This is a genomic window from Streptomyces sp. NPDC048604 (genome assembly GCF_043199435.1).
In the GTDB taxonomy this organism is placed as follows: domain Bacteria; phylum Actinomycetota; class Actinomycetes; order Streptomycetales; family Streptomycetaceae; genus Streptomyces.
Genome location: NZ_JBICVX010000007.1, coordinates 223,359 through 249,261, shown reverse-complemented (window position 1 = coordinate 249,261; position 25,903 = coordinate 223,359). Strand labels below are relative to the sequence as shown.

Annotated in this window: 26 protein-coding genes; 7 read left to right on the top strand and 19 right to left on the bottom strand. The window is 71.2% G+C overall.

The window, feature by feature from the left end; translation table 11 throughout:
• Positions 1-17 precede the first annotated feature (17 nt).
• Positions 18-728: an antibiotic biosynthesis monooxygenase gene (locus ACGFMM_RS17295; protein ID WP_393647172.1), complete on the bottom strand. Its 711-nt coding sequence runs from the start codon at positions 726-728 to the stop codon at positions 18-20.
• Between the two features lie 187 nt (positions 729-915).
• On the opposite strand from ACGFMM_RS17295, the gene ACGFMM_RS17290 reads away from it, so the two are divergent.
• Entirely contained in the window at positions 916-1,353 is a 438-nt protein-coding gene (locus ACGFMM_RS17290) for a cupin domain-containing protein (protein ID WP_393647171.1), read from the top strand.
• Positions 1,354-1,454: 101 nt separating this feature from the next.
• Positions 1,455-2,345, top strand: a complete 891-nt coding sequence (gene dapA / locus ACGFMM_RS17285) for a 4-hydroxy-tetrahydrodipicolinate synthase (protein WP_393647170.1) — start codon at positions 1,455-1,457, stop codon at positions 2,343-2,345.
• Here dapA and ACGFMM_RS17280 read toward each other — a convergent pair.
• The 6 genes from ACGFMM_RS17280 to ACGFMM_RS17255 form a co-directional block, all read right to left on the bottom strand.
• Positions 2,330-2,551, bottom strand: a complete 222-nt coding sequence (locus ACGFMM_RS17280; RefSeq protein ID WP_393647169.1) for a hypothetical protein — start codon at positions 2,549-2,551, stop codon at positions 2,330-2,332. The two genes, dapA and ACGFMM_RS17280, sit on opposite strands and share 16 nt — an antisense overlap.
• A gap of 76 nt (positions 2,552-2,627) precedes the next feature.
• Positions 2,628-3,617, bottom strand: a complete 990-nt coding sequence (dapD, locus tag ACGFMM_RS17275; RefSeq protein WP_393647168.1) for a 2,3,4,5-tetrahydropyridine-2,6-dicarboxylate N-succinyltransferase — start codon at positions 3,615-3,617, stop codon at positions 2,628-2,630.
• 123 nt (positions 3,618-3,740) lie between these two features.
• Positions 3,741-4,775, bottom strand: a complete 1,035-nt coding sequence (locus ACGFMM_RS17270) for a hypothetical protein (protein WP_393647167.1) — start codon at positions 4,773-4,775, stop codon at positions 3,741-3,743.
• Positions 4,768-5,367, bottom strand: a complete 600-nt coding sequence (locus ACGFMM_RS17265; RefSeq protein WP_393647166.1) for an RNA polymerase sigma factor — start codon at positions 5,365-5,367, stop codon at positions 4,768-4,770. The genes ACGFMM_RS17270 and ACGFMM_RS17265 overlap by 8 nt, the downstream gene beginning before the upstream one ends.
• 64 nt (positions 5,368-5,431) lie before the next feature.
• Positions 5,432-5,986 (bottom strand): TetR/AcrR family transcriptional regulator, encoded by a 555-nt coding sequence (locus ACGFMM_RS17260; protein ID WP_393647165.1) that lies wholly within the window; start codon positions 5,984-5,986, stop codon positions 5,432-5,434.
• Complete coding sequence (locus tag ACGFMM_RS17255; protein WP_393647164.1) at positions 5,986-6,306, bottom strand: DMT family transporter; 321 nt, start codon at positions 6,304-6,306, stop codon at positions 5,986-5,988. Before ACGFMM_RS17255 ends, ACGFMM_RS17260 begins: the two co-directional genes overlap by 1 nt.
• Positions 6,307-6,416: 110 nt before the next feature.
• Between ACGFMM_RS17255 and ACGFMM_RS17250 the strand changes: the two genes are divergently transcribed.
• Positions 6,417-7,532, top strand: a complete 1,116-nt coding sequence (locus ACGFMM_RS17250) for an oxidoreductase (protein ID WP_393647163.1) — start codon at positions 6,417-6,419, stop codon at positions 7,530-7,532.
• A 78-nt stretch (positions 7,533-7,610) separates the two neighbouring features.
• Here ACGFMM_RS17250 and ACGFMM_RS17245 read toward each other — a convergent pair whose 3' ends face one another.
• From ACGFMM_RS17245 to ACGFMM_RS17205, 9 genes are all read right to left on the bottom strand, one after another.
• On the bottom strand, positions 7,611-7,985 hold the full coding sequence (locus tag ACGFMM_RS17245) for a metal-sulfur cluster assembly factor (protein ID WP_393647162.1): 375 nt from the start codon (positions 7,983-7,985) through the stop codon (positions 7,611-7,613).
• Positions 7,982-8,446: a Fe-S cluster assembly sulfur transfer protein SufU gene (gene sufU / locus ACGFMM_RS17240; protein ID WP_393647161.1), complete on the bottom strand. Its 465-nt coding sequence runs from the start codon at positions 8,444-8,446 to the stop codon at positions 7,982-7,984. The genes ACGFMM_RS17245 and sufU overlap by 4 nt, the downstream gene beginning before the upstream one ends.
• 12 nt (positions 8,447-8,458) lie before the next feature.
• Positions 8,459-9,715 (bottom strand): cysteine desulfurase, encoded by a 1,257-nt coding sequence (locus tag ACGFMM_RS17235; protein WP_393647160.1) that lies wholly within the window; start codon positions 9,713-9,715, stop codon positions 8,459-8,461.
• Positions 9,712-10,476, bottom strand: a complete 765-nt coding sequence (gene sufC / locus ACGFMM_RS17230; protein ID WP_393647159.1) for a Fe-S cluster assembly ATPase SufC — start codon at positions 10,474-10,476, stop codon at positions 9,712-9,714. The genes ACGFMM_RS17235 and sufC overlap by 4 nt, the downstream gene beginning before the upstream one ends.
• A 7-nt stretch (positions 10,477-10,483) precedes the next feature.
• The gene (locus tag ACGFMM_RS17225) at positions 10,484-10,801 is read right to left on the bottom strand and encodes a bifunctional 3-phenylpropionate/cinnamic acid dioxygenase ferredoxin subunit (protein WP_393647158.1); all 318 of its coding nucleotides are present in this window, start codon (positions 10,799-10,801) and stop codon (positions 10,484-10,486) included.
• Complete coding sequence (gene sufD, locus ACGFMM_RS17220) at positions 10,801-11,982, bottom strand: Fe-S cluster assembly protein SufD (protein ID WP_393647157.1); 1,182 nt, start codon at positions 11,980-11,982, stop codon at positions 10,801-10,803. Before sufD ends, ACGFMM_RS17225 begins: the two co-directional genes overlap by 1 nt.
• Before the next feature lie 65 nt (positions 11,983-12,047).
• Entirely contained in the window at positions 12,048-13,463 is a 1,416-nt protein-coding gene (sufB, locus tag ACGFMM_RS17215) for a Fe-S cluster assembly protein SufB (protein ID WP_393647156.1), read from the bottom strand.
• A complete protein-coding gene (locus ACGFMM_RS17210) occupies positions 13,460-14,185 on the bottom strand; it encodes a helix-turn-helix transcriptional regulator (RefSeq protein WP_393647155.1) in 726 nt (241 codons plus the stop codon). Before ACGFMM_RS17210 ends, sufB begins: the two co-directional genes overlap by 4 nt.
• A 165-nt stretch (positions 14,186-14,350) precedes the next feature.
• Positions 14,351-17,953, bottom strand: a complete 3,603-nt coding sequence (locus tag ACGFMM_RS17205) for a S8 family serine peptidase (protein WP_393647154.1) — start codon at positions 17,951-17,953, stop codon at positions 14,351-14,353.
• 175 nt (positions 17,954-18,128) lie between these two features.
• Between ACGFMM_RS17205 and ACGFMM_RS17200 the strand changes: the two genes are divergently transcribed.
• The 3 genes from ACGFMM_RS17200 (at position 18,129) to ACGFMM_RS17190 (ending at position 20,954) form a co-directional block, all read left to right on the top strand.
• Entirely contained in the window at positions 18,129-19,055 is a 927-nt protein-coding gene (locus tag ACGFMM_RS17200; RefSeq protein WP_393647153.1) for an ABC transporter ATP-binding protein, read from the top strand.
• An 88-nt stretch (positions 19,056-19,143) separates the two neighbouring features.
• The gene (locus ACGFMM_RS17195; protein WP_393647152.1) at positions 19,144-19,911 is read left to right on the top strand and encodes an ABC transporter permease; all 768 of its coding nucleotides are present in this window, start codon (positions 19,144-19,146) and stop codon (positions 19,909-19,911) included.
• A gap of 83 nt (positions 19,912-19,994) precedes the next feature.
• Positions 19,995-20,954 (top strand): heme A synthase, encoded by a 960-nt coding sequence (locus ACGFMM_RS17190; RefSeq protein ID WP_393647151.1) that lies wholly within the window; start codon positions 19,995-19,997, stop codon positions 20,952-20,954.
• A gap of 17 nt (positions 20,955-20,971) precedes the next feature.
• Here ACGFMM_RS17190 and ACGFMM_RS17185 read toward each other — a convergent pair whose 3' ends face one another.
• The 3 genes from ACGFMM_RS17185 to ACGFMM_RS17175 form a co-directional block, all read right to left on the bottom strand.
• Positions 20,972-22,051 carry an amidohydrolase gene (locus ACGFMM_RS17185; protein ID WP_393647150.1) on the bottom strand — a complete coding sequence of 360 codons (1,080 nt, stop codon included), beginning with the start codon at positions 22,049-22,051 and terminating at the stop codon, positions 20,972-20,974.
• Positions 22,052-22,155: 104 nt separating this feature from the next.
• Positions 22,156-22,476 (bottom strand): hypothetical protein, encoded by a 321-nt coding sequence (locus tag ACGFMM_RS17180; protein WP_393647149.1) that lies wholly within the window; start codon positions 22,474-22,476, stop codon positions 22,156-22,158.
• Between the two features lie 55 nt (positions 22,477-22,531).
• Positions 22,532-23,485: a heme o synthase gene (locus tag ACGFMM_RS17175; RefSeq protein ID WP_393647148.1), complete on the bottom strand. Its 954-nt coding sequence runs from the start codon at positions 23,483-23,485 to the stop codon at positions 22,532-22,534.
• A gap of 309 nt (positions 23,486-23,794) precedes the next feature.
• On the opposite strand from ACGFMM_RS17175, the gene tkt reads away from it, so the two are divergent.
• Positions 23,795-25,882: a transketolase gene (gene tkt, locus ACGFMM_RS17170; protein ID WP_393647147.1), complete on the top strand. Its 2,088-nt coding sequence runs from the start codon at positions 23,795-23,797 to the stop codon at positions 25,880-25,882.
• Positions 25,883-25,903 lie beyond the last annotated feature (21 nt).

The following is a 25,903-nucleotide window of genomic DNA, read 5'->3' as shown; positions in this document are numbered from 1 at the left end:
ACGGCAGCCGCTCCCGGCTACGCGCCCGCGCTGAGGCTCAGCGCGGGCGCGTAGCGCGTCACCGCGCCGCCGACGACGCCCGGGTAGCTCTGCACCTTCGCCCACTGCGGGGTCGCGGAGCCGATGCCGCCGGACCCGGCCAGGGCGTCGACGTGGGCCTGCCGGCTCTCCCACTCGGCGTAGTTGAGGATGCGGTCGCCGTCGACGCCGAGGTGGAAGTGCGCGGAGATCCCGCCCGGCGCGAGGCCCGGGTCGGTCTCCAGGGCCTCCATGACGGTGTCCACCCAGTCCCGCTGCCGGTCGGCGTCGGGCCCGTCGAACTCCACGTCGACGGCGACGACGCAGCCCGGGATCCGGGCGTCGCCCGGCTCCTGGGAGCGGCGGTACGGCGGGTGGTAGCGGTGCAGCGCGACCCGCCCGATGCCGGGCACCGCCGCGTCGATCTCCGCGTTCCGGTCGTCCCGGTGCCGCGCCACGAAGTCCTGGTACTCCTGCTCTCCGGTCCACTGCGAGTAGTGCAGCAGGGTGTCGCCGTCGTCGCCGATGTAGACGGAGTACGAGAGCAGGCCGACGTCCGGCCAGTCCCGGGCCTGCCAGGCCTTGGCGATGGCGTCCACGGCCGCCCGCTGCCGCTCGGGCGTGCCGACCCGCCAGGTGCTGGCCATGACCAGGCCGACGTCGGAGCGGTGCAGGTCGGGACGGGCGTGCGGGTGGATGACGGCGTTCATGGAAGGCTCCTTCTTTCGTCGAGGCCTCCACCCTCCGACCTCGAGCGCGCTTGAGGTCAACCCCTGATCACCGGACGGTGGTTGCGACACCCGTCCGCCCAGAAAGGCACGAATGGAGCGTTTTCTGCTGTTTGCGACCGGTTAGCCCTAGTTCGGAGATGCCCCCCCGAACCCACTGGAGGAACCGATGGCGACAGCCAAATTCGACCCCAACAGGTTGAGCTTCGAGCGATGCACGGAACGCGTCCAGGAGGCCGTGCGAAGCAGCGGCCTGCGCACCGAGGGCCGGATCGTCACATCCCGTGACACGAACGTGGACGAGGCCATGAAGGCCCTCGTCGTCGACAACGCCCCGCCGGGATTTCGCAAGTGGCAGCTCCCGGTCTGGCTGGACAAGCCCTCCCACCTGTTCATCACCGCCGCCGAACCCGGCGCACAGTCGTCCACGCACTCTCATGACGACGGCGACGGAATCCGGTTCATCGTCAGTGGATCGATCACCTACGACGGGCAGGAACTGACGGCAGGGGACTGGATGTTCATCCCCGCCGGAGTGTCGTACTCCTTCGAGACCGGACGCTTCGGAGCCCTCATGTGCTACTGCTACTGCTGCTGTTGCGCCTGATCCACCCCCGGCCGGACCCGCGCCACGATTAAGGGACTCTGCCCCCTGATCACAAGAAGGTCTAAGTAGACCTTCACGGTCACGGGGCGGAGACTGCCGGAATGAGCACTCACGTCACCGAACGCCGCCCCTTCGGCCGGGCCCTGTGCGCGATGGTCACCCCCTTCGACGCCACCGGCGGACTCGACCTCGGCGCGGCCGCGAAGCTGGCCGGCGGGCTGGTCACCGAGGGCTGCGACGGGCTCGTCCTCAACGGCACCACGGGCGAGTCCCCCACCACCTCGGACGCCGAGAAGGCCGCGCTGATCCGCACCGTGCGGGAGGCAGTCGGCCCCGGACCGTCCCTCGTCGCCGGCGTCGGCACCGCCGACACCCGGCACACCGTCGAACTGGCCCGGCAGGCCGAGGAGGCGGGCGCGGACGGTCTGCTGGTGGTCCCGCCGTACTACAGCCGGCCCCCGCAGGCCGCCGTGGAGGCGCACCTCCTGCGGGTGGCGGACGCGACCGGCCTGCCGGTGATGCTCTACGACATCCCGGGCCGCACGGCGACCCGCATCGAGCCCGAGACGATGATCCGGCTGGCCGGGCACCCGCGGATCGTGGCGGTGAAGGACTGCGCCTACGACCTGCTGGGCTCCACGAAGGTGCTCGCGCGGACCGGCCTCGCGTACTACTCCGGCTGCGAGGAGCTGAACCTGCCGCTGTACGCGATCGGCGGCAGCGGCTACGTCAGCACCGTGGCGAACGTGGCCCCGCGGCAGATGCGCGCGGTCCTGGACGCCTTCGACCGGGGCGAGACGGCGGAGGCGGCCCGGCTCAACGCCCTGACGCTGCCGCTCGCCGAGCTGATGATGGCCTCGGGCCTGCCCGGCACGGTCACCGTCAAGGCGCTGCTCGGCATGCCGGTCCGCGAACCGCTGCAGCCCGCCGGCCGGGAGACGGCCGACGGGCTGCGGAAGGCGTACGAGGAGCTGGTTCAGTCGTACACGTAGGTGGTGCCGAACAGCGCCGCGTGCTCGAGGACGTCCTCCAGGGGGTCGTCGACCTGCCCCGTGTGCAGTGCGAGGCTGGGGCCGTTCGACACCGCGGGGCCGTTGTGCGAGCCGGTGTGCGTCTCGTCCGCCGCGGCGGTCCCGGCCGGCAGCAGCACCGCCGCCGCGACCACGCACGCCCTGACGATGGTGTCCCTCGTCCTCATGTCGCTCCTCGCCCTGGTCCGATCGGATGACTCCGCGTCGTACGGATCAACGCAGAGTCACCACGATCGGTCACGCTCAGTTGTGGCTGTGGAGGATGTCGTTCAGGCCGCCCCAGACCGCGTTGTTCGGGCGGGCCTCGACGGCGCCGGTGACCGAGTTGCGGCGGAACAGGATGTTCGACGCGCCGGACAGGTCACGGGCCTTGACGACCTGTCCGTCGGGCATCGTGACGCGGGTGCCGGCGGTCACGTACAGACCGGCCTCGACGACGCACTCGTCGCCGAGCGCGATGCCGACGCCGGCCTCGGCGCCGATCAGGCAGCGCTCGCCGATGGAGATGACGACGTTGCCGCCGCCGGACAGGGTGCCCATGGTGGACGCGCCGCCGCCGATGTCGGAGCCGTCGCCGACGACGACGCCCGCGGAGATGCGCCCCTCGACCATGGAGGTGCCGAGGGTGCCGGCGTTGAAGTTGACGAAGCCCTCGTGCATGACGGTGGTGCCGGCGGCGAGGTGCGCGCCGAGCCGGACGCGGTCCGCGTCGGCGATGCGGACGCCGGCCGGGACGACGTAGTCGGTCATCCGCGGGAACTTGTCGATCGAGGTGACCTGGAGGTGCAGGCCCTCGGCGCGGGCGTTGAGCCGCACCTTCTCGATGTCGTCCACGGCGACCGGGCCGAGCGAGGTCCAGGCGACGTTGGCGAGCAGGCCGAAGACGCCGTCCAGGCTCTGGCCGTGCGGCTTGACCAGGCGGTGCGAGAGCAGGTGCAGGCGCAGGTACGCGTCGTGGGCGTCGAGCGGCTTGTCGTCGAGCGAGGAGATGACCGTCCGTACGGCGACGACCTCGACACCGCGCCGCGCGTCCACGCCGAGCGCCTTGGCGGCGCCCTCGCCGAGCGCGTTCACGGCGGCGTCGGGCGTCAGCCGCTCGGTGCCGGCCGGGCCGGGCGCCTCGGTGAGCTCGGGGGCGGGGAACCAGGTGTCGAGAACGGTGCCGTCGCCGGCGATGGTGGCGAGGCCGGCGGCGACGGCGCCGATGGAGCGAGGAGCAGTGGTGTCGGTCATGGGGGAAACCTAACCGCCCCGCCCGCCCCCGGGCGAACCGGTCTCAGGTCCCGGTCGGGTCCCCTGGCGGTTCCGCCGGTACGACGGAACCGCGTTCGGGCGTTCGCCCAGGGCCGGGGGCGGTCAGCGCCGGTCGCCGAGCTTCTCGGTGATCCCGATGTCGACGAGGACGTCGCGGGCGATCACGCTGCCCGGCTTCCCGGACGGGCCCAGTTGCTTGATCGGCTCGGTGCCGACCCTCGTGCGCGATCCGAGCACCCGGTACGTCTTCGGGTCCAGGAGCAGTTCGTCGCGCGGGTTCTTCGCCGACTTCGCGTCTCCCTTGTGGGCGACGACGGCGACCTTCCGCCCGAGCATCTCGTCGTACTCCTGGGTCAGCGTGACGCCGGGTATCCGCGCCATGGCTCGGTACACGGTGGCGGTGAACTCGGGCGTGGTCTTGAGTGGCATGTGGAACAGGCCCGCGAGAGCCCGGAAGTCCGTGTCCGCCGCATTGCTGAATCCGTCGATTCCGGCCGCGCGCATCTCGTCCAAGAGCTGCTCCGGCTTGTGCGGCTTGGCGGCGAACTCGTAGTAGTACCCGATCGGCCTGCCGTACTTGGGGAAGGGCCCGGCGGACATGTTGAAGGCGTTCATCTTGCCGCACTTGCCCGTGCGGGTGTGCCTGCCCGCGCCCTTGGTCCCGTCGCCCCTGCGCCAGGACTCGCCGACCTCGGCGTTCACGACCGAGAGGTCGAGTCCCGGGATCTCGACGGCGCACTCCTTCGGAATCGGCGGCAAGGGCTTCGTCCCCGGTCGCGGACGCCAGAGATCGACCGTGATCACATAGGCCCACTCGTCCGGCCCCAGCCGCGGCGCCGGCTTTCCGGCACTCGTCTTCTCGATGCCCCGCGCCGCCTCCTCCAGGAACGCGACGCCGCTCGCCGGCTCGACCTCGTCCCCCGGGGCCGCGGGGCCGGTCTGGACGGCGAGGACCACCAGGGCGGTGAGCGCCGCCGCGGCGGCCGGGGCGGCGACCTTCCAGCGCAGCCGCTTCCCCCAGCCCGGGTCCCGGCGCTCGGCCGCGTCGAGGAGCCGCTGCCGGCCGGGGGCGAGACGGGCGCGGTCCGGGGTGGGGGCGTCCGCGCGGAATTCCTGGAGCGTCTTCATCTCATCCATGGACGGCCTCCGGGGCGCTGTCGTGGACACGTGTGGGATCGGTGTCTCCGAGCACGCCGCGCAGCGTCCTGCGGGCGCGGTTGAGCCGGGACCGGACCGTCCCGACGGGTATGGCGAGGGCCTCCGCGACCTCCTGGTAGCTGAGATCCGCCCAGGCGACCAGCAGCAGCGTGTGCCGGTCCCGGGCCGACAGCCGGGCCAGTGCGGCGGCGAGGGGGCCGTGCGCGGCCTGGGCGGCGAGCCGGTCGTCGGCCCGGTCCGACCAGGACTCGGCGACCGGGTCGTGGCCGGTGCGGGCCAGGGCCTTCAGCGCACGGACCTCGGTGCGGCGGTGCCGGCCGATGAGGTTGGCGGCGATGCCGTACAGCCAGGGCCGTGCGCCGGCGCGGGTCGTGTCGTAGCGGTGCCTGATCCGGAAGGCCGTCAGGAAGGTCTCGGCCGTGATGTCGTCGGCCGCCTCGTCCCCGAGGCGACGGGCGGCGTAGCGGTGTATGTCGGCCGCGTGGCGGCTGTACAACTCCGCGAAGAGCTCGGGCCGTTCGCGCGACGCGGCGACGATGTCCGCGTCCGCGGACCCAGAGGGCCCGGTCACGGCCGCTCCTGTTCCGTGGTCGATAGCTGTCACACCCGTTGTTGCCCGCAGCGGCGGAACGGGTTCACGGCTCCCGGGGGACGAGCACCCGCGCCAGCATCTCGCGCGCGTACTCCTCGTCGTAGACGCCGCCCGTCAGCAGCACCTGGAGGCCGATGCCGTCCATCAGGGCGGCCACGGCGCGGGCGGTGGCGGGGTCGGTGCGGCGGGTGAGCAGTGTGGTGACCTGTTCCGTCCACTCGGCCACGACCGGGCGGAGCGCGGGGCGGCGCAGCGCGGCGAGGTAGAGCTCGTACTCCAGCTCCACGCCGGTGCGGTCGCCGCGGAGCCAGACGCCGGTGAGCCGGGCCAGCTCGGCGGCCAGATCGGTCGACGGGTCGGCGAGCGCCTCGCTCTCGCGCAGGATGACGGCGAAGCCCTCGTTGGCCTGTCGCAGCGCGGCGACCAGCAGTTCGTCGAGGGAGGCGAAGTGGTACGTGGTCGAGCCCAGCGGCACGTCCGCCTCGGCGGCCGCGGTGCGGTGGCTGAGCCCGGCGATGCCGTCCCGGCCGACCACCCGCAGTGCCGCGTCGACGATCCGGCGGCGGCGGTCCGGGTCGTACCGGCGGGCCCGGGCCATCAGTGGGCGCCGCCGAGGTTGAGGACCGCGACCCCGCCGATGATCATCACGATGCCGGCGAGTTTGGCGGGGTTCATGCTCTCGCCGAGGAAGGCGGCGCCGATCGCCGCGACAGCGGCCGTGCCGACGCCGGACCAGATGGCGTAGGCGGTGCCGACCTGGAGGGTCTTCAGCGCCTGGGCGAGCAGGCCGAAGGCGAGGAGGTAGCCCGCGCAGGTGAGCAGGGAGGGCCCGAGCCGGGAGAAGCCCTCGCTGTACTTCATGGAGAGCGTGGCGACGATCTCCGCGGCGATTGCTCCGGCGAGCAGTCCGTATCCCATGCGTACAAGCGTACACAGCAGGGTCATGTCCCTGGCATGTCCGCTCCCGATACCGTGTCCGGGTCACCCATCGGTGGCGGGAACAGAACGCAGGGAGCGGGGAGCGGGGAATGGCGCAGAACCAGGGGTGGGGCCCGTACGGAGATCCGGGCTGGGGCGGGGGCTGGGCTCCGCCGCCCCCGCCGCCGCAGCCCGGGGTGATCCCGCTGCGGCCGCTCACCGTCGGGGAGATGCTGGGCGGTGCCATGGCGTCGATCGGCCGGTACAAGAGCGCGGTGTTCGGCATACCGCTGGTCGTCTTCGGCCTCTACTCGGTGGTGGTCGGCGTGGCGGTGGTCGTCGCCCTCGCCGGCGTCAGCGACGCCGTGCCCGGCTTCCTCGACGCCGTCGACGAGCCCGGCAGCTCGGAGCCGCCGTGGGAGGAGCTCCAGCCGTTCGTCGTCGCCTTCTTCAGCGTGCTGGCCGTCCTCATGATCGGCTATGTGCTCGCGGTCGCGACGGTGCAGGCCGCCATGCTCGCCGTCCTGCAGAACGCGGTCGTCGGCCGCCCGGCGACCTTCGGCTCCGTGTGGCGCCAGGCGCTGCCCCGGGTGCCGGCGCTGATCGGCACCACCCTGCTGAGCGGCCTGATCGCCATGGTCCCGACGCTGCTGGCCCTGGTCGCCTTCTCCGTCATCATCATCGGCACCTCGGTGGCCGCGGCGTCCGGGGACGGCGACGACGGGACGGCCGCGAGCGTGTTCCTCGTCGTCGGCGTGCTCGGCGCGCTGATCACCGTCGTCCCGGCGGTCTGGCTCTACGTGAAGTTCATCCTGGCCCCGGCCGCCGTGGTCTTCGAGAAGCAGGGCCCGATCGCGGCCCTGCGCCGTTCCTCGCAGCTGGTGCACGGCCGCTGGTGGCCTATCGCCGGCATCTCGGTCCTTGTCGCGCTCATCGCCGGCGTGATCGCGGGGGTGGTCCAGCAGGTCCTCGGCATGCTCGGCTTCATCCCGCTGATCACGGCGGCCTCCGACCTCGGGCCCGAGCCGCGGATGGCCGACGTCATCTCGATGCTCTCCGTGTACCTGGTGATCGTCCTGCTGGCGCAGATGGCCGGCTACGTCATCCAGAGCACCTTCCCGCCGCTGGTCAACGGGCTGCTCTACGTGGACCAGCGGATCCGCAAGGAGAACCTGGCAGTGGCCCTCGCCGAGAGCGCCGCGACGCCCCCGCCGCCGGCGTACTGAGCACGCGCCACCGGCCTGCCGAGCAGCACGGCGAAGGGCCGCACCCTTGAGGGGTGCGGCCCTTTCGTCCGGGGAAGATCAGACGTTGAAGCCGAGCGCGCGCAGCTGCTCGCGGCCGTCGTCGGTGATCTTGTCCGGGCCCCACGGGGGCATCCAGACCCAGTTGATCCGCAGCTCGTTGACGATGCCGTCGGTGGCCGCCTTCGCCTGGTCCTCGATCACGTCGGTCAGCGGGCAGGCCGCCGACGTCAGCGTCATGTCGAGCGTCGCGATGTTCGCGTCGTCGATGTGGATGCCGTAGATCAGCCCGAGGTTGACCACGTCGATGCCCAGCTCGGGGTCGACGACGTCGTACAGCGCCTCGCGGACCTCCTCCTCGGAGGCGGGCTTGAGCGCCACGGCCTCGGCGGCCTGCTCCGTGGTGGCCGTGGTGGCCTCTGCGTTCTCGGTCATGCCGACTTCCTCTCCGCCGCGCCGCCCAGGGCCTGGGCCGTCGCGTCCTTCCACGCCATCCAGCTGAGCAGCGCGCACTTCACCCGGGCCGGGTACTTCGAGACTCCGGCGAACGCCACCGCGTCCTCCAGGATCTCCTCCATCGCGTCGTCCGGCTCGAGCTGGCCCTTGGACTGCATCAGCTCCAGGAACGTGCCCTGGATCTTCTGCGCCTCGTCCAGCTCCTTGCCGACGAGCAGCTCGTTCAGGACGGACGCCGAGGCCTGGCTGATCGAGCAGCCCTGGCCCTCGTACGACACGTCCTCGATACGGGAGCCGTCGTACTTCACCCGCAGCGTGATCTCGTCGCCGCACGTCGGGTTGACGTGGTGCACCTCGGCATCGCCGTCCCGCAAGCCCCGCCCGTGGGGGTGCTTGTAGTGGTCCAGGATGACGTCCTGGTACATCGAATCCAGCTTCACAGGTCAGCCGCCCTATCCGAAGAAGTTACGGACGTGCTCCAGCCCCTCGACCAGGGCGTCGACCTCGGCCGGAGTGGAGTACAGATAGAACGACGCCCGCGTGGTCGCAGGAATTCCGTACCGCAGGCAGACCGGCCGCGCGCAGTGGTGGCCGACCCGGACCGCGATGCCCTGCTCGTCGAGCACCTGGCCCACGTCGTGCGGGTGGATGTCGCCGAGCACGAAGGAGATCGCGGCGCCGCGGTCCTCGGCCGTGGTGGGGCCGATGATCCGCAGGTCGGGGACCTCCTGGAGCCGCCGTACGGCGTACTCGGTGATCGCGTGCTCGTGGCGCGCGATGTTCTCCATGCCGATCGCCGACAGGTAGTCCACGGCCGCGCCGAGGCCGACGGCCTGCGCGATCGGGGGCGTGCCCGCCTCGAACTTGTGCGGGGCCGGCGCGTACGTCGACGAGTGCATCGAGACGGTCTCGATCATCTCACCGCCGCCGAGGAACGGCGGCAGGTCCTCCAGGAGCTCCTGCCGTCCCCACAGCACGCCGATACCGGTCGGGCCGCACATCTTGTGGCCGGTGAAGGCCACGAAGTCGGCCTGCAGCGCCTGCACGTCGAGCACCATGTGCGGCGCGGCCTGCGAGGCGTCGATGCAGACGAGGGCGCCGACCTCCTGGGCACGACGGATGATCGTCTCGACCGGGTTGACGGTGCCGAGCAGGTTGGAGACCAGCGTGAAGGAGACGATTTTCGTCTTCTCGGTGATGATCTCGTCGATGTTCGACAGGTCGAGCCGGCCGTCGTCGGTGAGGCCGAACCACTTCAGCTTCGCGCCGGTGCGCTGCGAGAGCAGCTGCCACGGCACGATGTTGGAGTGGTGCTCCATCTCCGTGATGGCGATCTCGGTCTCGTGGTCCACCCGGTAGGGCTCCTCGGCCCAGCCGAGCATGTTGGCCACGAGGTTGAGCGACTCGGAGGCGTTCTTGGTGAAGATCACCTCGTCGCGGCTCGGCGCGTTGATGAAGGCGGCGACCTTGTCGCGGGCGCCCTCGTACAGCGCCGTGGCCTCCTCGGCGACCGTGTACACGCCGCGGTGCACGTTCGCGTTGTGCCGCTCGTAGTACTCGTTCAGCGCGTCGAGCACCTGGCGCGGCTTCTGCGAGGTCGCGGCGGAGTCCAGATAGACGATCTTCTTCCCGTCGTGGACCACTCGATCCAGCAGGGGGAAGTCCTTGCGGATCGCCTCGGTGTCGAGGAGGCCCGGCAGCTGTGTCACGCGGATGCGCCGCCCTTCACGTACTTGTCGTAGCCCTCGTTCTCCAGCTGGTCCGCGAGCTCGGCGCCGCCGGACTCGACGATGCGGCCGTTCGCGAACACGTGCACGAAGTCGGGCTTGATGTAGCGGAGGATCCGCGTGTAGTGGGTGATCAGCAGGGTGCCGACCTCGCCGGTGTCGCGGACGCGGTTGACGCCCTCGGAGACGATGCGCAGGGCATCGACGTCCAGGCCGGAGTCGGTCTCGTCGAGGATCGCGAGCTTCGGCTTGAGCAGTTCCAGCTGCAGGATCTCGTGGCGCTTCTTCTCACCGCCGGAGAAGCCCTCGTTGACGTTGCGCTCGGCGAAGGCGGGGTCCATGTTCAGCTGCTCCATGGCCTCCTTCACCTCCTTCACCCAGGTGCGCAGCTTGGGGGCCTCGCCGCGGACGGCGGTGGCGGAGGTGCGCAGGAAGTTGGAGACCGAGACGCCGGGGACCTCGACCGGGTACTGCATGGCGAGGAAGAGACCGGCGCGGGCGCGCTCGTCGACCGACATCTCCAGGACGTCCTCGCCGTCGAGGGTGACGGTGCCGCCGGTGACGGTGTACTTCGGGTGGCCGGCCAGCGAGTACGCCAGGGTCGACTTGCCGGAGCCGTTCGGGCCCATGACGGCGTGGGTCTCGCCCTGCTTGATGGTCAGGTCGACACCCTTGAGGATCTCGCGCGGACCGTTCTCGGCCTCGACGGAGACGTGCAGGTCGTGGATTTCAAGCGTTGCCATGGGTGACTCAGGACTCCTGGGTGACGGAGACGAGCACATCGTCCCCTTCGATCTTTACGGGGTACACGGGGACGGGGCGCGTCGCGGGAAGCCCGGACGGCTTGCCGGTGCGGAGGTCGAAGCTGGAGCCGTGCAGCCAGCACTCGATGGCGCAGTCCTCGACCTCGCCCTCCGAGAGGGAGACGTTCGCGTGCGAGCAGATGTCGTTGATCGCGAACACCTCGCCCTCGGCACGGACGACGGACACCGGCGTGCCGTCGACCTCGACCCGCTTGGGGGTGTCGGTCTCCAGCTCGCTCAGCGCACAGACGCGGACGAAGGCCATCAGACGGAAGCCTCCAGCTCGGCCTCGATCTTGGCGATGAGACGCTCCTCGACGTCCGGGAGGCCGATCTGCTGCACCAGCTCGGCGAAGAAGCCGCGCACGACCAGACGGCGGGCCTCCTTCTCCGGGATGCCGCGGGCCATCAGGTAGAAGAGCTGCTCGTCGTCGAAACGGCCGGTGGCCGAGGCGTGGCCGGCGCCGGCGATCTCGCCGGTCTCGATCTCGAGGTTCGGCACCGAGTCGACCCGGGCGCCGTCGGTGAGGACGAGGTTCCGGTTCAGCTCGTAGGTGTCGGTGCCCTCGGCCGCGGCCTGGATGAGGACGTCGCCGATCCACACCGCGTGCGCGTCCTGGCCCTGCAGCGCGCCCTTGTAGGCCACGTTGGACTTGCAGTGCGGGACGTTGTGGGTGACCAGAAGGCGGTGCTCCTGGTGCTGGCCGGCGTCGGTGAAGTACAGGCCGAGCAGCTCGGCCTCGCCGCCGGGGGCGGCGTACTCGACACGCGGGTGGATGCGCACCACGTCGCCGCCGAAGGTGACGACGACGGACTTGAAGGAGGCGTCGCGGCCGACCAGCGCGTTGTGCTGGGCGACGTGGACGGCCTTCTCGTCCCAGTCCTGGACGGAGACGACGGTGAGCTTGGCGCCGTCGCCGAGCACGTAGTCGACGTTGGCGGCGAGCACCGCGTCACCGGTGTGGTCGATGACGACGACGGCCTCGGCGAAGGCGCCGAGCTCGATCACCTGGTGGCCGAAGGCGACGCCGCCCTCGCCGTGCACGGCGATGCGGACCGGCTCGGTGAGCACGGTCTCCTTGGCGACGGTGACGACCGAGGCCTTCTCGAAGGAGGTGTACGCCTGGGCGGCGACCCGGTCGACCGGCGTGCCGGCCTTGCCGAGGCGCGCGTCGTCGCGGCCCACGGTCTCCACGGTGACGCCCTCGGGGGCCTCGACCTCGACGCGGACGCCTTCGCCGGACGCGACGGCGGTGCCGTCGTGCAGGCCGCGCAGGCGCTCCAGCGGGGTGAACCGCCACTCCTCCTCGCGGCCGTGCGGGACCGGGAAGTCCGCGACGTCGAAGGACGGCGGGGCACTCATGCGGGTGGCGACGGTGGACTCGGCGGCCACCGCGATCGAGCCCGCGGTGGTGGAGCCCGCGGGGATGTTCTGAGCCTCAGCCATGGCTGTCGTCTTGCTCTCTTCCTGCGTCAAAGAAATCAGTCGCTGCGTACGGGGTGCGGAGGCTGCTAGCCGACCGCGCCTTCCATCTGCAGCTCGATCAGCCGGTTGAGCTCCAGGGCGTACTCCATCGGCAGCTCCTTGGCGATCGGCTCGACGAAGCCGCGCACGATCATCGCCATCGCCTCGAACTCGGTGAGGCCGCGGCTCATCAGGTAGAAGAGCTGGTCCTCGGAGACCTTGGAGACGGTGGCCTCGTGGCCCATGGAGACGTCGTCCTCGCGGACGTCCACGTACGGGTACGTGTCGGAGCGGGAGATCGTGTCGACGAGCAGCGCGTCGCAGAGCACGTTGGACTTGGCGCCGGGGGCGCCCTCACCGATCTCGATCAGACCGCGGTAGGAGGTACGGCCGCCGCCTCGCGCCACCGACTTGGAGACGATGTTGGAGGAGGTGTTCGGGGCCATGTGGACCATCTTGGCGCCCGCGTCCTGGTGCTGGCCCTCGCCGGCGAAGGCGATGGACAGGGTCTCGCCCTTGGCGTGCTCGCCCATCAGGTAGACGGCCGGGTACTTCATGGTGACCTTGGAGCCGATGTTGCCGTCGACCCACTCCATGGTCGCGCCCTCGTAGGCGACGGCGCGCTTGGTCACCAGGTTGTAGACGTTGTTCGACCAGTTCTGGATCGTCGTGTAGCGGCAGCGGCCGCCCTTCTTGACGATGATCTCCACGACCGCGGAGTGCAGCGAGTCGGAGGAGTAGATCGGGGCGGTGCAGCCCTCGACGTAGTGGACGTAGGCGTCCTCGTCGACGATGATCAGCGTCCGCTCGAACTGGCCCATGTTCTCCGTGTTGATGCGGAAGTAGGCCTGCAGCGGGATCTCGACGTGCACGCCCTTCGGCACGTAGATGAACGATCCGCCGGACCACACGGCGGTGTTCAGGGAGGCGAACTTGTTGTCGCCGACCGGGATGACGGTGCCGAAGTACTCCTTGAAGAGTTCCTCGTGCTCCTTCAGGGCGGTGTCGGTGTCGACGAAGATGACGCCCTGCTCCTCCAGGTCCTCGCGGATCTGGTGGTAGACGACCTCGGACTCGTACTGGGCGGCGACGCCGGCGACCAGGCGCTGCTTCTCCGCCTCCGGGATGCCGAGCTTGTCGTACGTGTTCTTGATGTCCTCCGGCAGGTCCTCCCAGGACTCGGCCTGCTTCTCGGTGGACCGCACGAAGTACTTGATGTTGTCGAAGTCGATGCCCGACAGGTCGGAGCCCCAGGTCGGCATGGGCTTCTTGCCGAAGAGCTTCAGACCCTTGAGGCGGAGCTTCAGCATCCACTCGGGCTCGTTCTTCTTCGAGGAGATGTCGCGGACGACTGCCTCGGAGAGTCCGCGCTGAGCGGCGGCACCGGCCGCGTCCGAGTCGGCCCAGCCGTACTCGTACCGACCCAGGCCCTCGAGCTCGGGGTGGCTGATCTCGGTGGTCATGCGGGGTTCCTCCCGGCCGTGCTTGCAGATGCTGATGAAGAAGTGGTCTGTGGGGCGCCGTGCGGGATGAACGTGGTGCAGACGCCGTCACCATGCGCGATGGTGGCCAGACGCTGGACGTGCGTTCCCAAGAGGCGGGAGAAGATCTCCGTCTCCGCCTCGCACAGCTGGGGGTACTGCTCGGCGACGTGGGCGACCGGGCAGTGGTGCTGGCAGAGCTGCTCGCCGACGGGCGCCTGCCGCGCAGTGGCAGCGTACCCGTCCGCCGTGAGCGCCTTGGCCAGCGCCTCGGTGCGCTCGGCGGGTTCCGCCGATTCGACGGCCCGCCGGTACGCCTCGGCCTGCGCCTCGATGCGGTCCCGGGCGAAGGCCGCGACGGCGGCCTCACCTCCGGCGTTCTGCTCGATCCAGCGCAGCGCCTCGACGGCCAGCGTGTCGTAGGACTGGTCGAAGGCGTCCCGGCCGCAGTCGGTCAGTGCGAAGACCTTGGCCGGGCGTCCGCGGGTGCGGGTGCCGTAGACGCGCTTGTCCCTGGCCTCCACCACGTTGTCGGCGACGAGCGAGTCCAGATGGCGACGGACGGCGGCCTGGGTGAGGCCGAGCCGGTCCGCGAGGTCGGCGACGGTGGAGGGCCCGTGGTCAAGGATGGACCGCGCGACCCGGTTGCGTGTCGATCGTTCACCGGTCGCGAGTTCCTCCGGAGCCTCGCCGACGTTTTTCACAACGCCATTGTTGCGTAATTCTTCCGAAGGTGACAAGCCGCGTCCCGGGGGGCGGACGGTGCGGTGCATCACTCAGGTAAGGCTTACCTGACCTGCGGAAATGATCTCCGGAACGGCCTGCGGCCGCGCCCCGGAGGGTGCGGCCGCAGGCGTCGGGCAGGGGTGTCAGCCGGTCAGATCGGGGCGCTCCGTCACCCGGACCGAGTTGACCAGCGGCTTTCCTGCGTTCGCCACGAAACGGAGGTTGAGCTGCCCGTCCGTGACCTTCACGGTGAAGCTCCGGTCGTGCGCCACGCGCACCCCCGCCTCCAGGGCGAGGTCCAGATTGGGCACGAACTGCTGCCCCTCCGCCATCACGTCGAAGACCCGGTCGGTCGGGCCCCGGGCGGCGAGCTCGGCGAAGCCCAGCTCGATCTGGTACGTGCCGGCCGGCAGCCCGTCGAAGCGGTACTCGTACATGCCCTGGCGGGCCGTGCGGTACAGCGTCGGGTCGGCGGCGCCGGTGATCTCCCGGGACGTGGACGGCGCGGTGGTCGTGCCGAGCCAGCCGTACGAACCGGCCGCGTGCTTGCGGTCCGGTCCCCAGGCGTCGCCCAGCGCGTCCACGGACTGGGTGGCCGCCCCCGCGTCGACGGCGGTCCGGTAGGCCGGGACCACCAGCTTCACCGGGATGTCGATCACGGGCCGGCGCCCGCTCTGCGAGGTCACCTGGAGGGTGCCGGTGAGAACGGTGCCGGGCGTTACTCCGGTCGTGTCGAAGGAGAGCGCGACCTTGGCCTTGTCGTACGGGCTCATGCCCTCGGGCTCCAGGTCGCCGGCGGCCGGCGAGACGGAGACCCAGCCCTTGCCGTCCTTCTCGGCCACCTTGAACCAGGCGGCGATGCTGCCGGTGTTGGCCAGGTTCAGCGTCCGGGTCCGGGTCTGGCCGGCCGGGGCGATCACGGTGAGCGACTCCGTGTCGGCGGTGACCCGGCCGGTGCCGAGCTCGCCGTTCACCACGTACACCGCGCCGTTCCGGGCCGTGATGGTGCTGCCGTCGGGCCAATAGTGGCCGGCGCTGATGCCGATGTCGTAGTCGCGCCACTCGGCCGGCATCTGGAGCAGGTAGACGCCGTTCGCGTCGGTGTCCTCGGCCGGGCCGAGGCCCCCGCTGCTGGCGGTGACCCGCGCGCCCGCGACGGGCTGCAGGTCGTTGGAGTCGACGACCCGGCCTGTGACGACGGCGGTCGTGGTCTGCCGCAGCGTGATCACGGTCCCGTCGGTCAGCGCGCCCTCGTTGTACGAGTACAGCAGCGCGTCCGTGCCGGTGTGGCTCTCCGCGCCGATCGTCGCCGAGGAGCCGTTCTCCAGACCGGCCCCGGAGACGTCCTTGTAGTGCAGGGACGCGGAGCCGTCCTCGCTCAGTACGGCGGCGAAGGAGATCCGCTCGCCCGAGGCGGAGCCGGCGATCAGCGCGTTGCGCCATTCGACGACGAGCCGGCGGTGCGGGGCGGCGCCGGTGGTCCCCCAGTACACGCCCGCCTCGGCGTCGACCGTGAGGTTGTCCCAGAACGGGTAGAGCGCGCCGTTCGGGGTCGAGGCGGTCGGCAGGGTGGTGTTGGAGCTGGACGTGGAGGACGCTCCGAAGGAGAGCACGCCGTCCACGGAGGCGGTCGCCTGGCGGTAGGTCTTCCCGTAGAAGGGCACCGGGAACGGCAGCGCGAAGGTCGCGGTGCCGAAGGTGGTGCCGGAGTACGCCAGCTTGGTGGTGCCGGCCGGGAAGTCCGCGGAGGCGGAGACCGAGCAGGCGGTGCCGAAGGCGTCGGTACGGGCCGGCAGCGCGATGTCCCTGGCCAGGGCCCCGGTGACCTCGACCTGGACGGTGGTCGCCGAGGCGCAGCGGTGCGCGGGGACGACGTTCAGCTGGTACGTGCCGTGCGGCAGCCGCAGCGTGTAGCGGCCGTCCGGGCCGGTCGTACCGGTCACGGGCGTGCCCTGGGCGGTGAGCACCGCCCCGCCCTCCGGGCCGGTGGCGCCGGTGACCACGCCGGTGACGTCGGCCGACGGGGCCTCGTCGAGGGCGAAGTCCTTCACGGCGGAGCCGTTCTCGGTGACGGTCACCGTGCCGGCGGCGGCGAGGTAGCCGAACTTGGCGACCGCGACGGCGTACTCCCCGACCATCAGCTTGGGCAGGAGATATCCACCGTCCGCGCCGGTGGTCGCGGTGGCCTTCATGGGGCCGTCGAAGCGCAGCACGGCGTCGGCGACGGGGGCGCCGGCGGCGGTCACCTTGCCGCCGACCGCGCCGAGGGGGCCGCGTGGGGCGGCGGTGACGGCCGCGTAGGCGTCGAGCCGGCCCTCGCCGAAGACGTTGTTGTCGGCGACGGTGCCGCCGCACGTGGTGGCGTCGACGTCGATCGCGGTGGAGTCGAGGAGCTTCTCGGTCTCCGTCACGTTGCCGCGGACGGCCGGCGAGGCGGACCACATCAGGGCCACGGTGGCCGCCGTGTGCGGGGAGGCCATCGAGGTGCCGGAGATGGAGTTGTAGCCGCCGTTGTTCCAGGACGCGCGGACGTTGACGCCGGGCGCGGCCAGGTTCGGCTTGATCCCGCCGGTCTCTCCGGTGCCGCGCGAGGAGAACGAGGCGATCGTGTTGTTGATGTCGAAGGCCCCGGAGGAGTAGCTGTTCACGTACGAGCCCGGGGAGCCGGCGGTGTTGCAGCCGGGGCCGCTGTTGCCGTTGGAGAAGGCCGGGAAGATCCCCGCGTCCCGCCAGGCCTGGACGGTGGTCTTGTACCAGGTGTCCAGGACGGCGCTGCCCCAGGAGTTGTTCACCACGTCCGGGGCGAGGTCGGGCCGGGGGTTCTGGCCGCTCGCGTCGGTGGGGGCGACGAGCCACTGACCGGAACGGAGCAGCGAGTCGCGGGAGCAGGAGCTGGACTCGCAGCCCTTGGCGGCGATCCAGCGGGCGCCGGGCGCGACGCCGACCTGGTTGCCGGCGCCGTCGTCGCCGACCATGGTTCCCATGGTGTGCGTGCCGTGGCCGTTGTTGTCGCAGGGCGCCGTACCGGTGCAGACCTTGGCCGGGTCGAACCAGTTGTAGGCGTGGTCGTACGTGCCGTCGGCCTTCAGGCCCCGGTAGGCGGCCTTCACGGCCGGGTGGTCGTACTGGACGCCCGAGTCGATGTTGGCGACGGTGATCCCCTCGCCGCGCACGCCCAGCTCGGACCAGACCCGCGGGGCGTTGATCCGCTCCACGTTCCACTCGACGGCGTCGGTACGCGGTTCCGCCTCGCCGGGCAGCGGATCGGGCAGCCGCACCGGGTCGTCGGCCTCCAGGGCGGCGACCTCGGGTCGGGCGGCGAGCTTGCGGGCGAGCGCCTCGTCTCCGGTGACCTTGAGGGTGTTGGCGATCCAGAAGGACTCGTACGAACCGCCGGCGCCCTTGATCAGCGCCCGCAGGCCGGCCTGGCTCTTCTCGGCGTGCGCGGTCTTCGCCGCGCGCAGGGCGCGGGCCTTGGCGGTCTTGCCGGCGGCCCGGCGGGCGGTCGTGGTGTCGGCCTCCTCGGCGAGGGCGACCCAGAAGGTCTCCTTCCCGCCGCCGGTCAGCTCGCCCCGGAGCGCGGCCTCCGTCTTCTGCCCGTAGGCGGAGGGCTGCCGGGCCTCGGGGTCCTGGGCCTGCGCGGGAGCGGCGCTCAGTGCGAGGGGCAGGACGACGAGGGCGGCGGTCAGTGCGGCGAGCGATCGTGTGCGTCTCGGTCCGGAATGTGCTCTGCGGCGTATCGCCACGGACTCTCCCTTCACGGATGGTGCGCGGATCGGTGCGTACCGTCGTCCGATCGTGAAGGAATTGGCAGGTACATGTGAGCGAATCGGGGGACAACTTCCGGTCATTCCTTGCTCGTTGGCCCCAGGGCTCTCCCCGGAGACCGGACACACCCGGCGGCTCTCTAGACTTCCCGGCATGAAGAACGAGTCCGTCGTACAGGTCCGGAGCCTGGTGAAGCGGTACGGGACGAAGACCGCAGTCGACGGCCTCGACCTCGACGTCCGGGGCGGAACGGTCACCGCCGTCCTCGGCCCCAACGGCGCCGGCAAGACCACCACCCTCGAGACCTGCGAGGGCTACCGCAGGCCCGACGCGGGCACCGTCCGCGTGCTCGGCCTGGACCCCGTCGCCCAGGGCGAGGCCCTGCGGCCCCGGATCGGCGTCATGCTCCAGTCCGGCGGCGTGTACTCCGGCGCCCGCGCCGACGAGATGCTCCGCCACACCGCGCGGCTGCACGCCCACCCGCTCGACGTGGACGCCCTGATCGAGCGGCTCGGCCTCGGCTCCTGCGGCCGTACGACCTACCGCCGGCTCTCCGGCGGCCAGCAGCAGCGCCTCGCGCTCGCGATGGCCGTGGTCGGCCGCCCCGAGCTGGTCTTCCTGGACGAGCCCACCGCCGGCCTCGACCCGCAGGCCCGCCGGGCCACCTGGGACCTGGTCCGCGAGCTGCGCGCGGACGGCGTGACCGTCGTCCTCACCACCCACTTCATGGACGAGGCGGAGGAGCTCGCCGACGACGTCGCGATCATCGACGCCGGCCGGGTCGCCGTCCAGGGCAGCCCCGAGGAGCTGTGCCGCGGCGGCGCGGAGAACACCCTGCGCTTCACCGGCCGCCCCGGACTCGACCTCGGCTCCCTGCTCAAGGCCCTCCCCGACGGCGCCCAGGCCGCCGAGCCGACCCCCGGCTCGTACCGGATCACCGGCACCGTCGACCCCCAGCTGCTGGCCACCGTCACCACCTGGTGCGCCCAGCACGGCGTCATGCCGGAGGGCATCGCGGTCGAGCGCCACACGCTGGAAGACGTCTTTCTGGAACTCACTGGAAGGGAGCTGCGCGGATGAAGCGGAACGACGCCGAGTTCTGCCGGGGGTCCGGGGGTCGCCCCCCGGGAAAGCGCAGCCTGGAACTCACGGGCAAGGAACTGCGCGGATGAGCACAGGTACGTACACGCCGAAGCCCGGCGCCGCGCCCGTCGGCCGCATGATCGCCGCGCAGGCCGCGTTCGAGACGAAGATGCTGCTCCGCAACGGCGAGCAGCTGCTCCTGACGGTGATCATCCCGTCGCTGCTGCTGGTGCTGTTCTCCACCGTCGACATCGTCGACACCGGAGCGGGCGAGCCCGTGGACTTCCTGGCCCCCGGGGTGCTCGCCCTCGCCGTGATGTCCACGGCCTTCACCGGCCAGGCCATCGCCACCGGCTTCGAGCGCCGCTACGGCGTCCTCAAGCGGCTCGCCGCCTCGCCGCTCCCCCGCTGGGCCCTGATGACCGCCAAGACGCTCTCCGTCCTGGTCACCGAGCTGCTGCAGATCGCCCTGCTCACGGTGATCGCGCTGGCGCTCGGCTGGTCCCCGCAGGGCAGCCCGGCGGCCGTGGCGCTGCTGCTCGTCCTCGGCACCGCCGCGTTCTCCGGCCTCGGGCTGCTGATGGCCGGAACCCTTCGGGCGGAGGCCACCCTGGCCGCCGCGAACCTGGTCTTCCTGCTGCTTCTCGTCGGCGGCGGCGTCATCGTGCCGCTGGAGAAGTTCCCGGACGCGGCCCGCGCCGTCCTGGAGCTGCTGCCGATCTCGGCGCTCTCCGACGGGCTGCGCGACGTGCTCCAGGGCGGCGCGGCCCTGCCGTGGGGCGCGGCCGGCATCCTCGCGGTCTGGGCCGTCCTCGGCCTCGGAGCGGCGGCGAAGTTCTTCCGCTGGGAGTAGCGACGGGGTGACGTTCCGGGGTGACTTCGCCCGTAACGACCCCCTCGTGAACGCGTGCACAAGGCCCCCTTACGATAGGGCCCGTGCAAACGCCCCTCGCCTCCATCGCCCGCCGCTGGACGCCGTCCCCCCGGACGCTCCGGCGCGCCGCGCTCTCCGCAGTCGTGATGAGCGTGCTCATCATCGTCACCGGCGGCGCGGTCCGTCTGACCGGCTCCGGTCTCGGCTGCGACACGTGGCCGAAGTGCACGGACGACAGCCTGTTCGCCACGCCCGAGCAGGGCATCCACGGCGCGATCGAGTTCGGCAACCGGATGCTGACGTACGTGCTGTCGGCCGCCGTCGGCTGGACGATCATCGCCGCGCGCTCCGCCAAGCCGCGCCGGCGCGGGCTGAGCCGACTGGCCTGGTCGCAGTTCTGGGTCGTCGTGCTCAACGCCGTCCTCGGCGGCATCACGGTCCTGCTGGCGCTGAACCCCTGGATCGTCGCGGTGCACTTCCTGGCGGCCAACCTGCTGCTCACCGTCGCCGTGATCACCTGGCACCGCACCGGCGAGGGCGACAGCACGCCCCGGCCTCGGGTCCCGAAGCCGGTCCGCAAGCTGTCCTGGGCGATCACGGCCGTCGCCGCGCTGCTGATCACGCTCGGCACGCTGGTGACCGGTGCGGGCAAGCACGCCGGCGACAGCAGCGAGGTCCCGCGCATGCCGTGGGACTGGACCGACGCGGCCCACCTCCACGCGATCGCCGCCTGGGTGATCTGCGCGCTGGCCGTCGCCATGTGGCTGGTCCTGCGCATCGTGGACGCGCCCGACGACACCCGCGCCCGCGCCCGCGACCTGCTGATCGTGCTGCTCGCCCAGGGCGGGATCGGCTACCTGCAGTACTTCACGGGCGTGCCCGAGCTCCTCGTCGGCGCGCACATGCTCGGCTCCTCGCTGATGTGGATCGCCGTGCTCCGTCTGGCGCTGAGCCTTCGGGAGCGGCCGGTGACGGCGCCGGAGATCCCCGCGCAGCCGGACCCGGCGCTCACCGCCGCGTAAGGCCCCCCGCCGCACGCTCACCCCAGCCCGTACACCCTCCGGGCCGTGCCCGAGGCGATCATCGTGGCGACGCGCTGGGCGTCGGCGAGGGACCAGGCGCCGTCGCCGACCCAGTCGCCGAGGACCCGGCCCAGCGCGCTGCGGAACGTGGCCGCGGCCACCACGTGCAGCTCCGGCAGCCCGTGCGCGCCGCTGGAGAACAGCAGCTTGCCGAACGGCGCCAGCTCCAGGATCTCTGCGAGGACGGCCGCCGCGCGGGCCCCGGTCTGCGCGAGGACCGGGCCCAGATCCGCGTACACGTGCGGGAACACGCTCGTCAGATGCGCCGCCTGCCGGTGGTACGGGTAGCCGTGCAGCAGCACCAGGTCCGTGCCCAGGCCGGCCGTCGCCGCGGCGAAGCCGCCGAGCGCCATCGGATCCTCGACGCCCACCCGGAGCTGCAGCGGCCGCCCGGTGGCGACGGCGATCCAGAGCAGATGGCGCAGCAGGACGGGGTCGGTCAGCGGTTCGCCGACCCGGCGGCCGGCCAGCCAGCGCCCGGCCGCGCCGCGCACCTCCCCCGGCCCCGGCGGCTCGGGCGCGGGCGCGAGCCCGTGCGGCACGCCCTGGACGGAGCTGAAGGCGACGGCGGTCGCGGCGGCGCCGTGCACGGCCTCGGCAAGATTGGCGAGCAGCCCGTCGACGGTGCCGGAGGTGTCGGCGACCTGTTCGGCGAGGAGTTCGAGGCGGACGATCTCATGGGCCCGCGCGGCCGCGGCGGCGGCGATCTCGGCCGGTCCGGTGAGGTCGCCGGGCATTCCGGTGTCGACCAGATAGGTCGAGATCCCGGAGGCCCGCAGCAGCCGCCGGCCCGACTCCAGGACGCCGAGTTCACGGCGGCGGGCGAGATAGCGGGCGGGCGGGCAGTGCGGTTCGAGGCCGAGCAGCGGCGGGCACCAGCGGCGTACCGCGAAGCCGGTCTGGGTGTCGAAGAAGGTGGTGCCGGGCGCGGGCGGCCCGGTGGTCCTGCCGAGGTGGGCCTCGAACGTGCCGAGGCCGAGCTCCGTACGGAGCACCCCGTGGCAGTACTGGTCCACCAGAGTCGGGGTCTCGATCATGACGGGGCTCCCTGCGTGGACGTGCTTCCACCCGTCCTAACGGGTGAGCCCCGCGCGAGGTGTTGCCCCGACTTGCGCGGCGACCTCGTGGGCCGCCGTGCGCGCTACTTGTTCGCCGGGCCGCCGAGCTGGATTCCGGCCATCCGGGTCCACTCGTAGGGGCCGGTGACGACCTTGGCCGCGAACTCGCCGTCGAACTCGTCGTGGAGGGTCAGTCCGGCCTTCTCCGCAGCGCTCTGCGCGATGTCGTGGGAGGGGGCCACCAGGTCGCCCCAGCCGCCGTCCTCGCCGACGAGCACGATCCGGGTGCCCATCTGGCCGATGTAGGCCAGCTGCCCCTCGGCGCCGCCGTGCTCCTCGGAGAACGCCTTGATCTGCTTGGCGAGCCGGGTCGCCCGGCGCTCCGCCTGCTTGGTGTCTGCCATGACAAGGATGCTACCCAGCGGTAGATCCACTGGCGACGGCCGGGCCGTGTGGCGTCTACCTCAGGAAGGGGTCCACCGCGACCGCCACGAAGAGCAGCGAGACGTAGGTGATGGACCAGTGGAAGAGGCGCATCTCCTTGAGCTTGGGACCGGTCACCTCGGACTTCGCCCGCTCGAGCAGCGCGTGCGCCTCCCAGAGCCACCAGCCGCCGGCGACCAGCGCCACGGCGGTGTAGAACCAGCCGGTGTAGCCGAGCGGGGTGAGCAGCAGCGAGACCGCGACCATGACCCAGCTGTAGGCGACGATCTGCTTGGCGACCACCTTGTTGGAGGCGATGACCGGCAGCATCGGCACGCCGGCGCGCGCGTAGTCGTCCTTCACCTTCATGGACAGCGGCCAGTAGTGCGGCGGCGTCCAGAAGAAGATGACGAGGAAGAGGATGACGGCGGCCCAGGACATCGAGTTGGTGACGGCCGACCAGCCGATCAGCACCGGCATGCAGCCGGCGATGCCGCCCCAGACGATGTTCTGCGCGGTCCGCCGCTTGAGGATCATCGTGTAGATCACGACGTAGAACAGCAGGGCGCCGAGCGACAGCCAGGCGGAGAGCCAGTTGACCAGCAGGCCGAACCAGAGGGTCGAGATCACGGCGAGCGAGATGCCGAAGACCAGGCCCTCACGCGGGGTGAGCACGCCGGTGACGAGCGGCCGCTGGGAGGTGCGGTCCATCAGGGCGTCGATGTCGCGGTCGATGTACATGTTCAGCGCGTTGGCGCCGCCCGCGGAGAGGTAGCCGCCGGTGCAGGTGACGAGCACCAGCCACAGGTCCGGCACGCCCTGCTCGGCGAGGAACATCACCGGCACGGTGGTGATGAGCAGCAGTTCGATGATTCGCGGCTTCGTCAGCGCCACGAATGCCTTGACGCGAGCCCCGAACGGCCGATGGCCTCCCGGGCTGGGGGCCAAGACGACCCCGGCGGGTCGGTTCTCGACGGCCGTCACGCACACCCCTGACAGAGAAATTCCCAGCAAGCCCCCCGGATGAAGACGGGGTGAAGACTTGCGCGTACCACGCCACTGTAGACGTTGCCCATACGCCGTTCTTCGCCGGGGTGGGGTCGTGTTGGGCAGGGTCGTCCCAAGGGGTGGACCGGCTCGGGAGGCGAACTGACAGAGTCACCGGCACTCTTGCTGTATCCGCTCATTTGAGGGCCCCGGTGGCAAAAATGAGGGCGTTATATCGGGGGTAGGCTCGGCAGCGCCGGTACACCCTCCGTCACCGGCTACTGACCATGTGGAGAGGAGCCCTGACCCAGGGTGAGCACTAAGCCGACCACCACAGACCTCGAGTGGACCGAAGTGGACCAGCGGGCCGTGGACACTGCCCGCGTCCTGGCAGCGGACGCCGTACAGAAGGTCGGAAACGGCCATCCGGGTACGGCGATGAGCCTGGCCCCCGCCGCGTACACCCTCTTCCAGAAGGTGATGCGCCACGACCCGGCCGACCCCGAGTGGGTGGGGCGCGACCGGTTCGTGCTCTCCGCGGGGCACTCCTCCCTGACCCTCTACACGCAGCTGTACCTCGGCGGCTTCGGTCTTGAGCTGGACGACCTGAAGGCGTTCCGCACCTGGGGCTCGAAGACCCCGGGTCACCCGGAGTACGGCCACACCGCCGGCGTCGAGACGACCACGGGCCCGCTGGGCCAGGGCGTCGCCAACGCCGTCGGCATGGCGATGGCCGCCCGCTACGAGCGCGGCCTGTTCGACCCGGAGGCGGCCCCCGGCACGTCCCCGTTCGACCACAACGTCTACGTGATCGCCGGTGACGGCTGCCTCCAGGAGGGCATCGCCGCCGAGGCCTCGTCGCTGGCCGGTCACCAGAAGCTCGGCAACCTGGTCATGCTGTGGGACGACAACCACATCTCGATCGAGGGCGACACCGAGACCGCCGTGTCCGAGGACACGATGAAGCGGTACGAGGCCTACGGCTGGCACGTCCAGCGCGTGGAGCCGCAGGCCAACGGCGACCTGGACCCGGCGGCGCTGTACGCGGCGATCCGGGCGGCCGAGGCGGAGACGGAGCGCCCGTCGTTCATCGCGATGCGCTCGATCATCGCCTGGCCGGCGCCGAGCGCCCAGAACACCGAGGCCGCGCACGGCTCGGCGCTGGGCGACGAGGAGGTCGCGGCCACCAAGCGCGTCCTCGGCTTCGACCCGGAGCAGACCTTCGAGGTCTCCGACGAGGTCATCCGGCACACCCGTTCGCTGGGCGACCGGGGCCGCGAGGCCCGCGCCGCGTGGGAGAAGTCGCTGGCCGAGTGGCGCACCGCCAACCCGGAGCGTGCGGCCGGCTTCGACCGCATCCAGGCCAACGAGCTCCCCGAGGGCTGGGAGGACAAGCTCCCGGTCTTCGAGTCCGGCAAGGGCATCGCGACCCGCGCCGCCTCCGGCAAGGTGCTGCAGGCACTCGGCGCGGTGATCCCGGAGCTGTGGGGCGGCTCGGCCGACCTGGCCGGTTCGAACAACACCACGATCGACAAGGCGTCGTCCTTCCTGCCGCAGGGCAACCCGCTGCCGGAGGCCGACCCGTACGGCCGCACGATCCACTTCGGCATCCGCGAGCACGCCATGGCCGCGGCCATGAACGGCATCGCGCTGCACGGCCACACCCGGATCTACGGCGGCACCTTCCTGGTGTTCTCCGACTACATGCGCAACGCGGTGCGTCTGTCGGCCCTGATGCACCTGCCGGTGACGTACGTCTGGACGCACGACTCGATCGGTCTCGGCGAGGACGGCCCGACCCACCAGCCGGTGGAGCACCTGGCCTCGCTGCGTGCGATCCCGGGTCTGAACGTGGTCCGTCCGGCGGACGCCAACGAGACCTCGATCGTCTGGCGCGAGATCCTCAAGCGGCACACGAAGGTCTTCGGCAAGGGCGCCCCGCACGGTCTGGCCCTGACCCGTCAGGGCGTGCCGACCTACGCCTGGAACGAGGACGCGGCCAAGGGCGGCTACGTGCTGTTCGACGCCGAGGGTGGCGAGCCGCAGGTGATCCTGATCGGCACCGGTTCCGAGGTGCACCTCGCCGTCGAGGCGCGCGAGCAGCTGCAGGCCGCGGGCGTCCCGACCCGGGTGGTCTCGATGCCGTCGGTGGAGTGGTTCGAGGAGCAGGACCAGGCGTACAAGGACTCCGTCCTGCCGTCGTCGGTGAAGGCGCGGGTCGCGGTCGAGGCCGGGATCGGCCTGACCTGGCACAAGTACGTCGGCGACGCCGGCCGGATCGTCTCCCTGGAGCACTTCGGCGCCTCGGCGGACGCGAAGGTCCTCTTCCGCGAGTTCGGCTTCACGGCCGACGCGGTGGCCGCCGCCGCCCGGGAATCTCTCGAAGCCGCCGCGCGCTGACGCCGACAGACACGATTTTTG

Coding starts and splice junctions, on each gene's coding strand:
- ACGFMM_RS17295 (WP_393647172.1), bottom strand. CDS start 728: ATGAACGCCGTCATCCACCCGCACGCCCGTCCCGACCTGCACCGCTCC.
- ACGFMM_RS17290 (WP_393647171.1), top strand. CDS start 916: ATGGCGACAGCCAAATTCGACCCCAACAGGTTGAGCTTCGAGCGATGC.
- dapA (WP_393647170.1), top strand. CDS start 1,455: ATGAGCACTCACGTCACCGAACGCCGCCCCTTCGGCCGGGCCCTGTGC.
- ACGFMM_RS17280 (WP_393647169.1), bottom strand. CDS start 2,551: ATGAGGACGAGGGACACCATCGTCAGGGCGTGCGTGGTCGCGGCGGCG.
- dapD (WP_393647168.1), bottom strand. CDS start 3,617: ATGACCGACACCACTGCTCCTCGCTCCATCGGCGCCGTCGCCGCCGGC.
- ACGFMM_RS17270 (WP_393647167.1), bottom strand. CDS start 4,775: ATGGATGAGATGAAGACGCTCCAGGAATTCCGCGCGGACGCCCCCACC.
- ACGFMM_RS17260 (WP_393647165.1), bottom strand. CDS start 5,986: ATGGCCCGGGCCCGCCGGTACGACCCGGACCGCCGCCGCCGGATCGTC.
- ACGFMM_RS17255 (WP_393647164.1), bottom strand. CDS start 6,306: ATGGGATACGGACTGCTCGCCGGAGCAATCGCCGCGGAGATCGTCGCC.
- ACGFMM_RS17250 (WP_393647163.1), top strand. CDS start 6,417: ATGGCGCAGAACCAGGGGTGGGGCCCGTACGGAGATCCGGGCTGGGGC.
- ACGFMM_RS17245 (WP_393647162.1), bottom strand. CDS start 7,985: ATGACCGAGAACGCAGAGGCCACCACGGCCACCACGGAGCAGGCCGCC.
- sufC (WP_393647159.1), bottom strand. CDS start 10,476: ATGGCAACGCTTGAAATCCACGACCTGCACGTCTCCGTCGAGGCCGAG.
- ACGFMM_RS17225 (WP_393647158.1), bottom strand. CDS start 10,801: ATGGCCTTCGTCCGCGTCTGTGCGCTGAGCGAGCTGGAGACCGACACC.
- sufD (WP_393647157.1), bottom strand. CDS start 11,982: ATGGCTGAGGCTCAGAACATCCCCGCGGGCTCCACCACCGCGGGCTCG.
- sufB (WP_393647156.1), bottom strand. CDS start 13,463: ATGACCACCGAGATCAGCCACCCCGAGCTCGAGGGCCTGGGTCGGTAC.
- ACGFMM_RS17200 (WP_393647153.1), top strand. CDS start 18,129: ATGAAGAACGAGTCCGTCGTACAGGTCCGGAGCCTGGTGAAGCGGTAC.
- ACGFMM_RS17195 (WP_393647152.1), top strand. CDS start 19,144: ATGAGCACAGGTACGTACACGCCGAAGCCCGGCGCCGCGCCCGTCGGC.
- ACGFMM_RS17185 (WP_393647150.1), bottom strand. CDS start 22,051: ATGATCGAGACCCCGACTCTGGTGGACCAGTACTGCCACGGGGTGCTC.
- ACGFMM_RS17180 (WP_393647149.1), bottom strand. CDS start 22,476: ATGGCAGACACCAAGCAGGCGGAGCGCCGGGCGACCCGGCTCGCCAAG.